Raw genomic sequence first — 12,382 nt, forward strand, 5'->3', positions numbered from 1 at the left:
TATCTCGAAGTCTTCCTTGCGAGCACCGCATTCGGGGCACGTCCAGTTGATGGGGACGTCTTCCCAGCGCGTGCCCGGGGCGATGCCCTCTTCGGGCAGTCCGGCTTCTTCGTCATAAATCCAGCCACAAATCAGGCACATCCAGCTCTTGTATTCCATCTTAAGCCGCGTCGGGAAAGTCGGTAAATTCGGGAGCCATGATGGTACCGTGTCGGGGCCGGACTGCCTAGCAATCGCGCTGGAGTACAGCGACTACGTTGCGTTGGGCTAAAAAATCCGTCGTGCAGGCCGGATTCCGCCGCATAATGGCTGAAAAGTGCGGCCTGCCGGGCAACACCGGGCCAAACCGCCCACTTCGCCTCGCCGTCCGCAGTTCCGTCGCTTCCCCGTTTTTTTCTTGCCCCTTTTTTACATGTCCAGCAACGCCCCTCCGATCGTCCTCACCTTCGGCCTCTCCGATCCCACCGGCGGCTCCGGCATCCAAGCCGATCTGATGACTCTGGCGAGCATGGGCTGTCACGGCGTGTCCGTCCTGACGGGCTATACCGTGCGCGACTCGGCCGCCTGCGACGAAGTCACCGGCCTCGATCCCGACGTCGTCGCCGCCCAGGCGCGCATGCTGCTCGAGGACATGCCGATCGCCGCGTTCAAGATCGGCGCGGCGACACGCGCGGAAGTCGTGAGCGCGATCGCCGAAGTGGTCGCCGACTACGACGGCGTGCCGCTCGTGCTCGCACCGGACTTCACGCTCGACGACGAGCACGTGCTCGCCGCCGACGACCTGCGCGAATCGATCGCCGACCTGCTCGCGCCGCAGACAACGCTGCTGGTCGCCGACCACGCGACGCTGCTCGCCCTCGCGCAGCCGGACGGCGACGCCGAGGCGCCGAATCTCGACGCGGCCGTGTCGCACCTGCTGTCGCAAGGCTGCGAGTACATCCTGTCGTCGGAGACGGGCTCGCACCGGCTCGTCAACACGCTGTACGGCGAGGAAGGCCAGCTCCGCGAAGACATGTGGGATCGTTCGCCGCACCGGCTGATGGGCATCACCGACACGCTCGGCGCGGCGATCGCGGCACTGCTCGCGAACGGCCAGGAGCCGCCCGAAGCGGTGCGCGAAGCGCAGGAATACCTGTACCAGGCCGTGCGCGACGCGTTCCGGCCCGGCATGGGCGCGTACCTGCCCGACCGGTTCTTCTGGGCCCGCAGCAACGACGATGCGGACACGCCGCCGGCCGTGAAGGCCGATCCGGTGCCGAGGACGTCGCACCGCCATTGACGCCCGCACGGCGGCCCCGCGCCGCCGTCACGCGCCGCTCGCCATCGCCTCGGGGTGGCAGGTCCGCCCCTTTCGTTCGCGCATAAAAAAAGACCCGCATCGCTGCGGGTCTTTTCTTTTGGCTGGAACGCGCATCGCTGCGCGCTCCGGACACCATCGACCGAAGTCGATTACATGTCCATGCCCATGCCGCCCATGCCGCCCGGCATGCCGCCCGGCATCGGTGCATCTTCCTTCGGCAGTTCTGCGACAGCTGCGTCCGTCGTCAGCAGCAGGCCTGCAACCGAAGCTGCGTTCTGCAGTGCGGTGCGCGTGACCTTGGTCGGGTCGACGACGCCGGCTTCGACCATGTCGACGTACTCGCCCGTTGCTGCGTTGTAGCCGTAGTTGCCCTGGCCTGCAGCAACTGCCGCCACCACGACGCTGGCTTCTTCGCCGCCGTTCGTGACGATCTGACGCAGCGGCTCTTCCATCGCGCGCAGCACGATCTTGATGCCGGCGTTCTGGTCAGCGTTCGCGCCGGTCAGGCTTGCGATTGCCGTGCGAGCGCGGATCAGTGCAACGCCGCCGCCTGCCACGATGCCTTCTTCCACAGCTGCGCGCGTTGCGTGCAGTGCGTCTTCGACACGTGCCTTCTTTTCCTTCATTTCGACTTCGGTCGCAGCGCCGACCTTGATCACTGCCACGCCGCCGGCCAGCTTGGCCACGCGCTCTTGCAGCTTTTCACGGTCGTAGTCCGACGTCGCTTCTTCGATTTGCGCGCGCACTTGCTTCACGCGTGCTTCGATGTTCGCGGCTTCGCCTGCGCCGTCGATGATCGTCGTGTTTTCCTTGCCCACTTCGATGCGCTTCGCCTGGCCCAGTTCTGCCAGCGTTGCCTTCTCGAGCGTCAGGCCGGTTTCTTCCGCGATCACCTGGCCGCCGGTCAGGATAGCGATGTCTTCCAGCATGGCCTTGCGACGATCGCCGAAGCCCGGTGCCTTGACCGCAACGGTCTTCAGGATGCCGCGGATGTTGTTGACGACCAGCGTTGCGAGCGCTTCGCCTTCGATGTCTTCAGCGATGATCAGCAGCGGACGGCCAGCCTTCGCGACTTGCTCGAGCACCGGCAGCAGATCACGGATGTTCGACACCTTCTTGTCGTGCAGCAGCACGAACGGGTTGTCGAGGACGGCGACTTGCTTTTCCGGGTTGTTGATGAAGTACGGCGACAGGTAGCCGCGGTCGAACTGCATGCCTTCGACGACGTCGAGTTCGTCGGCGAGCGACTTGCCGTCTTCGACGGTGATCACGCCTTCCTTGCCGACCTTGTCCATCGCTTCAGCGATGCGATCGCCGATCGACGTGTCGCTGTTCGCCGAGATCGAGCCGACCTGCGCGATTTCCTTGTTCGTCGTGCACGGCTTGCTGATCTTCTTCAGCTCTTCGACAGCCGCTGCGACTGCCTTGTCGATGCCGCGCTTCAGGTCCATCGGGTTCATGCCCGATGCAACGTACTTCATGCCTTCGCGAACGATCGATTGCGCGAGGACGGTTGCCGTCGTCGTGCCGTCGCCTGCGTTGTCGCTGGTCTTGGAAGCAACTTCCTTGACCATTTGCGCGCCCATGTTCTGGAGCTTGTCCTTCAGCTCGATTTCCTTCGCGACCGACACACCGTCCTTGGTGACCGTCGGGCCGCCGAAGCTGCGCTCGAGCACCACGTTGCGGCCCTTCGGACCCAGCGTGACCTTGACCGCGTTGGCGAGAATGTTCACGCCTTCGACCATCTTCGAACGGGCGGAATCGCCGAATACGACGTCTTTAGCTGCCATCTTCTAACTCCTTGAATTCTTGGGAATATGTACCGTCAGTGGACGCTTACTTCGCGTTGACCACGGCCATGATGTCTTCTTCGCGCATGACCAGCAGTTCCTGGCCGTCGACCTTGACGGTCTGACCAGCGTACTTGCCGAACAGGACGCGATCGCCGACCTTCACGTCGAGTGCGATCGGTGCGCCCTTGTCGTCGCGCTTGCCCGGGCCGATGGCCAGGACTTCGCCTTGATCCGGCTTTTCAGCTGCTGCGTCGGGGATCACGATGCCCGAGGCGGTCTTGGTTTCCTGATCCAGGCGCTTGACGATCACGCGATCGTGCAAAGGACGAAGGTTCATATTCACTCCTCTCTTGACTGAGATTGAAGAACGCTTAGGGAATCTGCCCGGCGGGTCGCCCGGCAGAGAATTGTTAGCACTCTCGTGCAGCGAGTGCTAATTATATGGACGGGTTTTGACAAATTCAAGAAGGGAAACCGGAGGTTTTTTCGCGGGGGCCGAAACGACGGAAAAACGGGGATGGAATTGAAAAATCCTTTTGAAACAATCAAGTAGACATCAATACTGCGCTCCGGCAGCAGGCAGATGCGGGATTTCCCGACCCGCGCATCGCTTTGACACGGGGTAAGCACCGAGTTCCCGCGATCGTCTGACACCACATGAAAAGACCCGCTCGGACGCCGCTGGGGCACCTATCAGGTGCCGGATCGTCACATGTCGGGACAGCCCGCGACCGGCTGGAACGTCCGGCCGTCGGTCTGGACCGTCGCGCCGAGCAGGCGCGCGAGCCCTTTCGCGCCTTCGCGCATCACGACGTCGTGATTCCAGATGAACAGCGGACGGGCGAGCGGCTCCAGCCAGTTCATCCAGCGCTCGCGCGTCCGGATGTGCCAGTCGTAGCGCACGACGGTGCGCGCGCCGTCGCCGGCGAACGACCAGCAGCCGTCGCCTTCGATCGCGCCGCTCGCGCGGCCTTCGAGCACATGCGGCCGCTCGACGCGCTGCACGCGCATGTCGAAGGTCAGCCGGTACGGCAGCGCGCCTTTCCACGTGTATCGCTGCAGCGCGCCGACGCCGCGCGCGTCGCCGCGCTCGATCTCGACGGTCCGTACCGCGCTCTTCCACCAGTCGGGCCAGCGGTCGACCTGGTAGATCGCGTCCCAGACCGCCGCGAGCGGCGCGTCCACGCGCCACGTCGTCGAAAACCGGTATTCCGCCATGCAGCCTCCGGCACGAGTCGGGATCAGGGCGCGAAAAAGCGGGCGGGAAACGCGACGTCGATCTCGACGTCGTCGAGCGTCACCGTTTCGAGCGGGTCGCCGTCACCATCCGCGAAGCTGACGACCTTCAGCGGAAAACCGTCCTTGGTGTCCAGCCACAGCCGGTAGCGATGCACGCCGTCGACCGCGTGCGCGGGGCCGCCCGTCACCGACACGCGCAGCGTGGTCCGCCCGTTGATGGTCTCCTCGCCTTCCGTCACCGTCGCGCCGCCTTGCTGCAGCGCATGCACGTTGCGCAGCAGCTCGCCGACGTCCGAGCGGTCGACGCGATGGCCACTGCGGTCGCGCACGAGCGGATTGGTCGGCGACAGCCTCAGCGCGGGCGGCGCATGCTCGCCGAACGGGCGCAGGCGGACCTTGCCGTCGCCGGGATCGTACGCGAGCACCGCGCCACGATGGGGCGACACGAAGTCCATCCGGACGAAACCGGGTTTCAGGTACGCATAGTGGAATTCGGTGCGCTCGCCGCTTCGCGCCGACGAGCGGATCGTCGCGCGGTACGAGCGGACCTGGTCGAAATGTGCCTGCGCAACGGTCACGGGGTCGGCTGTCATGCTCGCTCCTATCAGGCTCGCGGCCAGCAATGCGGCAATCATGGCGCCGCCTCGACGTCGAGCACGCCCTCCATGCCGCGTTCGCGATGGCTGCGCAAGAACAGCAGCCGATGCGTGCAATAGTAGGCGAAGCGACCGGGCTGCGTCGGTGTGAAGCGGAACGTGCGCGGGGTCGTGGCCAGGTCGGTGTGCACCGCGATGCCAGCCTGCGGCGCGTCGATTTCGAAACTGTGCGGCACGCGGCCCGGTTCGGCCGATACGGTCAGTTCGACCGGCACATGCGCGCGGACGATCACATGCTTCGGCCGAAAGAAATAGCTGCCGCCGACGATCGTCACCCGCTGCACGCCGTCGGCGTCGACCGGCACGCGCACCGGGGCGTCGCCTTCCGCCCGCGCGAGCCCGGCGCCTGCCGCGAGCACCGCCATCACCGTCGCCATCATCGCCGTCTTCGCGTTCATCTTCTGCTCCTTGCCGATGCCGCGCGCGTCACCCCTTCCATGCGTCGGTCGGCCCGCCGAGCGCGCCGCACGCGTCGATCGCGAGCTCGCGCAGGCGCCGTTCGTCGGCGCGGCCGGACAGCGCGTAGCCCATGCCGCGATCCGACCAGAAATACGTGTAGCGTCCGTCCGCCGACATCGCCTGCGGCGCGAGGCGCCGCGCATCGTAGGCCGTCATGTACAACGTCACGCGCGCGCCGTCCGCACGCTGGTACATCAGCTGCGCGGCCGGCCCCGCGTCGCCCGGCAGCAGCCGCCCGCCCAGCAGCACGTAGCCGTATTCATCGAGCGACGGCGCGCGCACGGGCCGGCCGAGACGCGCGGACAGCCATCCGGCCAGACGCGCCGGATCGCGGGCGTCGACTTCGACCGGGTGTTCACGATCGGCCGCGTACACGGCATACGCGACATCCGCGCGCGCGGCGAACGCCGGTTCGACGCCGAACGCCGTCCAGCCCACGTGCAGCGCAATGCCGAGCACCAGCCCGGCCGCCAGCCCCGCGAACGTATAGGCAACCACGCGCCGGCGCGACGCGCGCCGCTGCAGGAACAATGCCGATGCGGCGCCCGGCAGCGGGAACAGCGCGCGCAACGCGTCGCGCTGCGCGCCGTAATGCGCGAACCGCTCGGCTTCCCGCGGATCGGACTGCAGCCGCTCGAGCACCTCGCGGCGCTCCTGCCCGGACAGCTCGCCGTCGAGCAGCGCCGACAGCAGCTGGGCCGATGCAGCGTCGTCCCGATCGTTCGAAGGTTTGTTCGGATCGTCGTCCATCATGTCTTCCCGATCACCCGTAACGCGGCCGTGCCGTGCGCCGGCGGCTCGCCGGACAGCAACGCACGCATCTGTTCACGCGCCCGCGACAGCCGCGACATCACCGTCCCCACCGGCACGCCGAGCACCTGCGCGGCGTCGCGATAGCTCAACTCCTCCAGCGCGACCAGCAGCAGCACCTCGCGCTGCTCGACCGGTAGCCGGTACAGCGCGCGCTGCACGTCGCGCAGCATCAGGCCGCTGATCTCATCGGCCGGCGCGGCCATCGTCTGCCATGGCGCGGTGGCGTCGTCGACCGCGATCTCGTGCCGCGCGCGCAACTGGTCGATGAAGCGGTGGCGCAGCAGCGTCAGCAACCACGCGCGCAGGTTGCCGCCGTCGCGCGGCGGCCGGTTCAGCGCGCGCTCGAGCGTGTCCTGCACGAGATCGTCCGCCCAGGCCCGGTCGCCCGTCAGCGCACGCGCATAGCGCGTGAGATGCGGCAGCCACACCAGCAGGTCCGATTCGTAGCTCATCCGGATGCCTCGCGCGTCGCCACGTCCTCAGTCAGTCGGTCCGTCCGTCAGTTTTCAGGGACGCGCGACGTGCCACATGCCGCCGATTCCGTCGCCGCCCGCGTCACCGGCCTTGTGGTCCATTTTCCAGCGATACAGCGGGCGACCGTTGTACGCCCATTGCTTCTTGCCGTCGTCGCGCGTGACGAGGCTCAGCGCACCCGACGCCTTGTCGTATCCGTCGGCGAGCGCCGGCGGCCAGTTGGCCGCGCAGGCGCCGTTGCATGTGCTCTTGCCCGGCGCGTCGTGATCGAACACGTACAGCGTCATGTGATCTTCGTCGACCAGTTTCCCGTTGCCGGCCTGCGGCGGCTCGGCGGCCGCGGGCCGCGCGATCGCGGCCGTCAGCGCGATGGCGAACAGCATCGTCTTCATTCCCGTTCCCCTTGGCATGGCATGGCGGCACGGCACCGCCGGACGGGACGTCGACTTCGTCATGGTCATTATCCCGCTGCCCGATTGCGCCGTGACTCGGTATATAAACGGACGGCCGCGGGCGGTTATTCCATGCGGCCCGCCGATGGCCTCCATTCGTCCAACCAAGCCCATCGGGAATCCAAAGAAAAACGCGGCGTGACGTTGCCGTCATGCCGCGTTGTGCGACCCGTCGCGCGCGGCAGGCGATGCATCGCCGCCGCGCGTTCCGGCCGGTTACCTCGGCAGTGCGCCCGTCACCGACTGGAGCAGCGTCGACACCGGTGCGAGCGGGTTGTTCGCCGAGCTGTTGCCCGAGTGCGGCGTGACCGACAGGCTCGGCGTGGAACCCAGCGCCGTACCCAGCGTCGTGCCGACCGCATTGTTCACGACGCCTTGCACCGGCGCCAGTGGGTTCGAGCCGCCGAGGCTGCCGAGTGCGCCCGTCACCGAGCTGACCGCGTTGCTCAGTGCGCCGGCCGGATTGCTGCCGCCGAGCGTACCGACCACCTGGTTCACGACACCTTGCACCGGCGCCAGCGGGTTCGTGCCGCCGAGGTTGCCGAGCGCGCCCGTCACCGAGCTGACCGCGTTGCTCAGCGCGCCGGCCGGATTGCTGCCGCCGAGCGTGCTGACGACCTGGTTCACGACACCTTGCACCGGCGCCAGCGGGTTCGAGCCGCCGAGGTTGCCGAGCGCGCTCGTGACCGAACCGAGCGCACCGCTCAGCGCGCCAGCCGCGTTGCCGCCCGTCGGCAGCGCGTTCTGGAGACCGCTGACGAGATTCGTGATCGGCGTGATCGGGCTGCCGCCGCGGGCGCCCGACAGCGTGCCGACGACCTGGTTCACGACGCCCTGTACCGGGGCGAGCGGGTTCGTGCCGGCGAGATTGCCGAGCGCACCGGTCACCGAGTTCACCGCGTTCGTCAGTGCGCTGGCCGGATTGCCGTCGCCGAGCGTGCCGGCGAGTTGCGTAACGGCGCCTTGCACCGGCGCCAGCGGGCTCGACGCGCCGCCGATGTTGCCGAGCGTACCGGTGATCGTATTGACCGCGTTGCTCAGTGAGCCGGCCGGATTGCCGCTGCCCAGCGTGCCCGTGACCTGGTCGACGACGTTCTGGATCGGCGCCAGCGGGTTCGTGGTGCCACCGACGTTGCCGAGGGCGCCCGTCACCGTGCCGAGCGCGCCGGTCAGTGCGCCTGCCGGGTTGTTGCCGCCGACGTTACCCAACGCACCCGTGACCGTACCGAGAGCGCCAGTCAGCGCACCTGCCGGGTTGCCGCCACCGAGCGCACCCATCACTTGATTCACCGCACCCTGAACCGGCGTCAGCGGATTCGCACCGCCGCCCACGTTACCCAGCGCACCCGTGACCGTACCGAGAGCGCCAGTCAGCGCACCTGCCGGGTTGCCGCCGCCGAGGGCGCCCGTCACTTGATTCACCACACCTTGAACCGGCGCCAGCGGATTCGAACCGCCACCGACGTTACCCAGCGCGCCCGTTGCCGTGCCAACCGCATTGCTCAACGTCCCCGTCGCCGCATTCAGCGCACCGGTCAGCGCGCCCGCCGGATTGCCGCCGCCGAGTGCGCCCGTCAGCGTATTCACAGCGCCCGACAACGCCTGCACCGGATTGCCCGGCGACGTCTGAATCTCGCGCGCCCCGCCCGCTGCCACGGTGACCGAACCCAGCGGCGACGTGCCGGTCGCGGCCAGCCCGATCGACACGCTGTTCGTCGGCGGATTCACGCCCCCTTGCGGAAGCGGCAGCGCATCGAGCGGCCCCGCGATTGCCGAACCGGAAGCCAGTACCCCGAACACCGTCGCGACCGACAGCGCCACACCCGTCAATTTAAGTTTTTGTCTCATCCTTACCCCATCTTGGTTGGCACTACGTTGAGCATGGGGACGGATTGCACGAAGCGTGCCATCCGGATAAAACGGATTCATTCGTGGGCTTAATGCAAGCCGATAACGGTTTTATATGGATTCCTGGGAGAATTAACGGGGTGGCGTCGCGACAATCATCTGACGAAACAGGCCTGGGAGCACGGATGTAACGTAACGTTTGCGAGGCCCGAAGTAACGTGTTTCGGTACATTGCGGGTCACATCAGAACGGACCGTCGCGAAGCATCGCCAGATTGCCCGGACGGCCCACCTATTTCGCATTGCATTTCGATGAAAATGCATCGATAAATCGCTTGTTTTCTGATTTCTTATTTCGCGATTGCTTTCCGAACAATTAGCAGACCATTTCCACAGATCGGTTTTCGATTAATGCGGGCAGCCAAACTGGCCGTCGCGTGGCCACTCGCTCAGCCGAAACGCGCAGGCCGGTACGGATGGGGATCGATGTAGGTCGGCGCATCGGTGATCATTTCGGCGAGCAGCCGTCCGCTCGCGGGGCCGAGCGTGAGGCCGTGGTGGCAATGGCCGAACGCGAACCACAGATGACGATGGCGCGGCGCAGGCCCGATCACCGGCCGCATGTCGGGCGTGCACGGCCGCATCCCGAGCCACGGCGCCGGATCGAGCCGCTCGCCGATGCCGAACGCGTCGCGCGCGAGCGGCTCGGCGCGCGCGAGCTGCACGCCGGTCGGCGGCGCGTCGCGCAACGCGATCTCGACGCCGGTCGTGAGCCGCAGGCGACCGCCCTCCATCGGCGCGACCACGAAACCCGCCTCGGTATCGCACACCGGCACGTTCAGCGGCGCGCGGGTCGGCCGGTAATGCATGTGATAGCCGCGCTTCGCGCGCAGCGGAATCCGGTAGCCGAGCGGCGCGAACACGTAATCGGACCACGGCCCGAGCGCGACCACGGCCGACCGCGCCGATATCGGCCCGTGTTCGGTATCGACCTGCCAGCCGTCGCGCACCTGGGCGAGCGTCGTCGCGTCGCCGCGCACGAACGTGCCGCCGTCGCGCTCGAACAGCCGCGCGTACGCCTTCGTGAGGCCGCCGGGGCTCGACACGGTCTTCGGGTCCTGCCAGTGGAACGCGCCGCAAAATGCGTCGCCGATGCCGGGCTCGCGCTCGCGCAACGCGCGCGCGTCGAGCACGCTCATCCGCAACCCGTGCGCGTCGGCCACCCGCTGCTGCGCGCGCGTTTCCGCATCGAACAGCGCGGGCGAACGGAACGCCTCGAGCCACCCGCCGTCATGCACGAGCGGCCGCGCATCGGTGCGCGCGAGCAGCGCGTCGTGCTCGACCACGCTCGCCGCGACGAGCGGCAGCATGTCGCGCGCGGCAGCCGCGAGCCGCTGCGGCGACGATTCGCGCCAGAAGCGCGCGAGCCAGCCCGCGTAGGCGGGCAGCGCCTTGTAGTCCCAATAGAGATCGACCGAGCGGTTGCGCGCGTAGCGCAGCAGCGTGCCGAGCCGGCGCGGGAACGCGTACGGCACGACGGACGAGCGCTCGATCAGCCCGGCATTGCCGTGGCTCGTTTCCTCGCCGGGCGCGCGCCGGTCGACGAGCGCGACACGCAGCCCGCGATCCTGCAGATGCAGCGCCGCCGACACGCCGACGATGCCGGCCCCCAGAACGATGACGTCGAAATCCATGCTTCCCCGTACTGCGTCGAGATTCGGTGCGACGCGCACCGGCACGGCGGCCGGCGCGCGGCCAGGCTTACTTCGCGACGATGTCGCGCTTGAAGTACTTCTGCGACAGCGCGCTCAGCGTGCCGTCCTTCTTCAGTGCGTCGAGCGCGCCGACGATCTTCGTCTGCAGCGCCTTGTCGCCCTTGCGCATCCCGAAGCCGGTGCCTTCGCCGAGCGTCGCGGGATCTTTCAGCGGCTCGCCGACGATCTGATAGTCGCGGCCGGCCGGCTTGTCGAGGAAGCCGTCCTGCGCGGTCTGCGCTTCCTGCACGGCCGCGTCGAGACGCCCGGCGACGAGATCGGCATAGATCTGGTCCTGATCCGGATAGGACACGACGGCCACGCCCGCATTCGCCCAGTGCGCCTTCAGGAAATCCTCCTGCGACGAGCCCTGCAGCACACCGACGTGCTTGCCGCGCAGGCTCGCGGCATCGGGCCGCAGCGGCGAGCCGCGGTGCGCGACCATCACGATCGGCACGACGTAGATCGCCGGCGTGAAGTCGATGCTCTGCTTGCGCTTCACGGTGATGTTCATCGCCGAATTGATCGCGTCGAACTTGCGCGCCTGCAGCGCCGGGATCAACCCGTCGAACGCATTCTCGACCCACACGCACTTCATGTTCAGCTTCGCGCACACCGCGTTGCCGATGTCGACGTCGAAGCCCTGCAGCTGGCCGGCCGGCGACTTGCTCTCGAACGGCGGGTAGGCGGCTTCGATCCCGAAGCGCAGCGTGGTCTGTTCCGCGTGGGCCGTGACGGCCGCGCACGCGAGCGCCGCGACGGCGCAGAGGGAAAGCTTCCAGTTCATGACGGATGTCCTTCGATTCCGGATTGAGGCGATGAAGACCGGTCGCGCGACGCCGTTGCCGGGCGCCGGAACGGCAAGCGATGCAGCCGGCCGCCGTGCGGCGACACGCTGGTCCACACGCAAAATATAGACTCTTAGTCTACTATGGACTATAGGGGATACGATAATCGCGATGCTGCCGCGGTCCAGTGAAATACCTTCGCTTGCGCAAAACCCCTTTGATTTATCTATGTTTTTCCGTGGGCACGCGACGCGCTCGTGTCTCGGAAAGAAAAATTTACCCGACCTCTTTTGTCTATATTAGACTTTTAATCCATTACGAACACCGCCGGACGCGCTCTATCGAGACTGTCCTGTCCGGCCCCGACCGGAGAAGTCCCATGACGCAACCCGCCCCGACCCTGCCGCTCACCGTCGACGAAGCCGCGGTGCGCGCGGCGCTGCCGTCGCTCGACGTGCTCGGCACGCTGCGCCGCATGTTCGCGTCGCTCGCGTCGGCCCGCGCGGTGCAGCCGCCGCAAACCCTCACGCTGTTCCCCGAACAGGCCGGCGATTTCATCACGTATCTCGGCGCGCTCGCCGACGAGCAGGTGTTCGGCGCGAAGCTGTCGCCGTACGTCGTGACGGGCGGCAAACCGATCGTGACCGCGTGGACCGCGCTGATGTCGATGCGCACCGGCCAGCCGCTGATGTGGTGCGATGCGGGGCTGCTGACGGTCGAGCGCACGGCCGGCACGACGGCGCTCGCGGTCGACTGCCTCGCACCGCGCGACGCGCGCCGGCTCGCCGTGATCGGCACGGGCGCGGT

At 67.2% G+C, this 12,382-nt stretch carries 13 protein-coding genes and 1 pseudogene; 2 read left to right on the forward strand and 12 right to left on the reverse strand.

Annotated elements, in window-relative coordinates; translation table 11 throughout:
- A partial coding sequence (locus F3J14_RS29765; RefSeq protein WP_166725984.1) for a rubredoxin occupies positions 1–159 on the reverse strand: 159 nt, incomplete at its 3' end.
- Between the two features lie 253 nt (positions 160–412).
- On the opposite strand from F3J14_RS29765, the gene F3J14_RS29770 reads away from it, so the two are divergent.
- Positions 413–1,279, forward strand: coding sequence for a hydroxymethylpyrimidine/phosphomethylpyrimidine kinase (locus tag F3J14_RS29770; RefSeq protein WP_011656116.1), 867 nt, complete (start codon positions 413–415; stop codon positions 1,277–1,279).
- A 170-nt stretch (positions 1,280–1,449) separates the two neighbouring features.
- Here the strand turns inward: F3J14_RS29770 and groL are convergent, their stop codons facing one another.
- The 11 genes from groL to F3J14_RS29825 form a co-directional block, all read right to left on the reverse strand.
- Positions 1,450–3,090: a chaperonin GroEL gene (gene groL / locus F3J14_RS29775; protein WP_006753915.1), complete on the reverse strand. Its 1,641-nt coding sequence runs from the start codon at positions 3,088–3,090 to the stop codon at positions 1,450–1,452.
- A gap of 46 nt (positions 3,091–3,136) precedes the next feature.
- Positions 3,137–3,430 (reverse strand): co-chaperone GroES, encoded by a 294-nt coding sequence (gene groES / locus F3J14_RS29780; RefSeq protein ID WP_004186661.1) that lies wholly within the window; start codon positions 3,428–3,430, stop codon positions 3,137–3,139.
- 371 nt (positions 3,431–3,801) lie between these two features.
- Entirely contained in the window at positions 3,802–4,311 is a 510-nt protein-coding gene (locus F3J14_RS29785; RefSeq protein WP_166725985.1) for an SRPBCC family protein, read from the reverse strand.
- 23 nt (positions 4,312–4,334) lie between these two features.
- Positions 4,335–4,967: a DUF1571 domain-containing protein gene (locus tag F3J14_RS29790; RefSeq protein ID WP_166725986.1), complete on the reverse strand. Its 633-nt coding sequence runs from the start codon at positions 4,965–4,967 to the stop codon at positions 4,335–4,337.
- Positions 4,964–5,386: a quinol oxidase gene (locus tag F3J14_RS29795; RefSeq protein WP_166725987.1), complete on the reverse strand. Its 423-nt coding sequence runs from the start codon at positions 5,384–5,386 to the stop codon at positions 4,964–4,966. The genes F3J14_RS29790 and F3J14_RS29795 overlap by 4 nt, the downstream gene beginning before the upstream one ends.
- A 28-nt stretch (positions 5,387–5,414) precedes the next feature.
- Positions 5,415–6,197 carry an anti-sigma factor gene (locus F3J14_RS29800; RefSeq protein WP_166725988.1) on the reverse strand — a complete coding sequence of 261 codons (783 nt, stop codon included), beginning with the start codon at positions 6,195–6,197 and terminating at the stop codon, positions 5,415–5,417.
- Positions 6,197–6,712 carry a sigma-70 family RNA polymerase sigma factor gene (locus F3J14_RS29805; RefSeq protein WP_006753920.1) on the reverse strand — a complete coding sequence of 172 codons (516 nt, stop codon included), beginning with the start codon at positions 6,710–6,712 and terminating at the stop codon, positions 6,197–6,199. The genes F3J14_RS29800 and F3J14_RS29805 overlap by 1 nt, the downstream gene beginning before the upstream one ends.
- 54 nt (positions 6,713–6,766) lie before the next feature.
- A complete protein-coding gene (locus F3J14_RS29810; protein WP_166725989.1) occupies positions 6,767–7,126 on the reverse strand; it encodes a hypothetical protein in 360 nt (119 codons plus the stop codon).
- A gap of 276 nt (positions 7,127–7,402) precedes the next feature.
- Positions 7,403–9,034: a hypothetical protein gene (locus tag F3J14_RS29815; protein WP_166725990.1), complete on the reverse strand. Its 1,632-nt coding sequence runs from the start codon at positions 9,032–9,034 to the stop codon at positions 7,403–7,405.
- A gap of 448 nt (positions 9,035–9,482) precedes the next feature.
- On the reverse strand, positions 9,483–10,727 hold the full coding sequence (locus tag F3J14_RS29820) for an FAD-binding oxidoreductase (protein WP_166725991.1): 1,245 nt from the start codon (positions 10,725–10,727) through the stop codon (positions 9,483–9,485).
- A 67-nt stretch (positions 10,728–10,794) separates the two neighbouring features.
- Positions 10,795–11,574 carry an ABC transporter substrate-binding protein gene (locus F3J14_RS29825; RefSeq protein ID WP_166725992.1) on the reverse strand — a complete coding sequence of 260 codons (780 nt, stop codon included), beginning with the start codon at positions 11,572–11,574 and terminating at the stop codon, positions 10,795–10,797.
- Positions 11,575–11,954: 380 nt separating this feature from the next.
- Between F3J14_RS29825 and F3J14_RS29830 the strand changes: the two are divergent.
- Positions 11,955–12,382 (forward strand): annotated as a pseudogene (locus F3J14_RS29830) (ornithine cyclodeaminase family protein); the annotation flags it as partial.

Origin of the sequence: Burkholderia sp. Tr-862 (genome assembly GCF_011753085.1) — a bacterium.
Lineage (GTDB): Bacteria > Pseudomonadota > Gammaproteobacteria > Burkholderiales > Burkholderiaceae > Burkholderia > Burkholderia ambifaria.

Bases quoted from the DNA above. Each gene is read 5' to 3' on its own strand.
- groES (WP_004186661.1), bottom strand. From the start codon at position 3,430: ATGAACCTTCGTCCTTTGCACGATCGCGTGATCGTCAAGCGCCTGGAT.
- F3J14_RS29820 (WP_166725991.1), bottom strand. From the start codon at position 10,727: ATGGATTTCGACGTCATCGTTCTGGGGGCCGGCATCGTCGGCGTGTCG.
- groL (WP_006753915.1), bottom strand. From the start codon at position 3,090: ATGGCAGCTAAAGACGTCGTATTCGGCGATTCCGCCCGTTCGAAGATG.
- F3J14_RS29800 (WP_166725988.1), bottom strand. From the start codon at position 6,197: ATGGACGACGATCCGAACAAACCTTCGAACGATCGGGACGACGCTGCA.
- F3J14_RS29770 (WP_011656116.1), top strand. From the start codon at position 413: ATGTCCAGCAACGCCCCTCCGATCGTCCTCACCTTCGGCCTCTCCGAT.
- F3J14_RS29785 (WP_166725985.1), bottom strand. From the start codon at position 4,311: ATGGCGGAATACCGGTTTTCGACGACGTGGCGCGTGGACGCGCCGCTC.
- F3J14_RS29815 (WP_166725990.1), bottom strand. From the start codon at position 9,034: ATGAGACAAAAACTTAAATTGACGGGTGTGGCGCTGTCGGTCGCGACG.
- F3J14_RS29810 (WP_166725989.1), bottom strand. From the start codon at position 7,126: ATGAAGACGATGCTGTTCGCCATCGCGCTGACGGCCGCGATCGCGCGG.
- F3J14_RS29825 (WP_166725992.1), bottom strand. From the start codon at position 11,574: ATGAACTGGAAGCTTTCCCTCTGCGCCGTCGCGGCGCTCGCGTGCGCG.
- F3J14_RS29805 (WP_006753920.1), bottom strand. From the start codon at position 6,712: ATGAGCTACGAATCGGACCTGCTGGTGTGGCTGCCGCATCTCACGCGC.
- F3J14_RS29790 (WP_166725986.1), bottom strand. From the start codon at position 4,967: ATGATTGCCGCATTGCTGGCCGCGAGCCTGATAGGAGCGAGCATGACA.
- F3J14_RS29795 (WP_166725987.1), bottom strand. From the start codon at position 5,386: ATGAACGCGAAGACGGCGATGATGGCGACGGTGATGGCGGTGCTCGCG.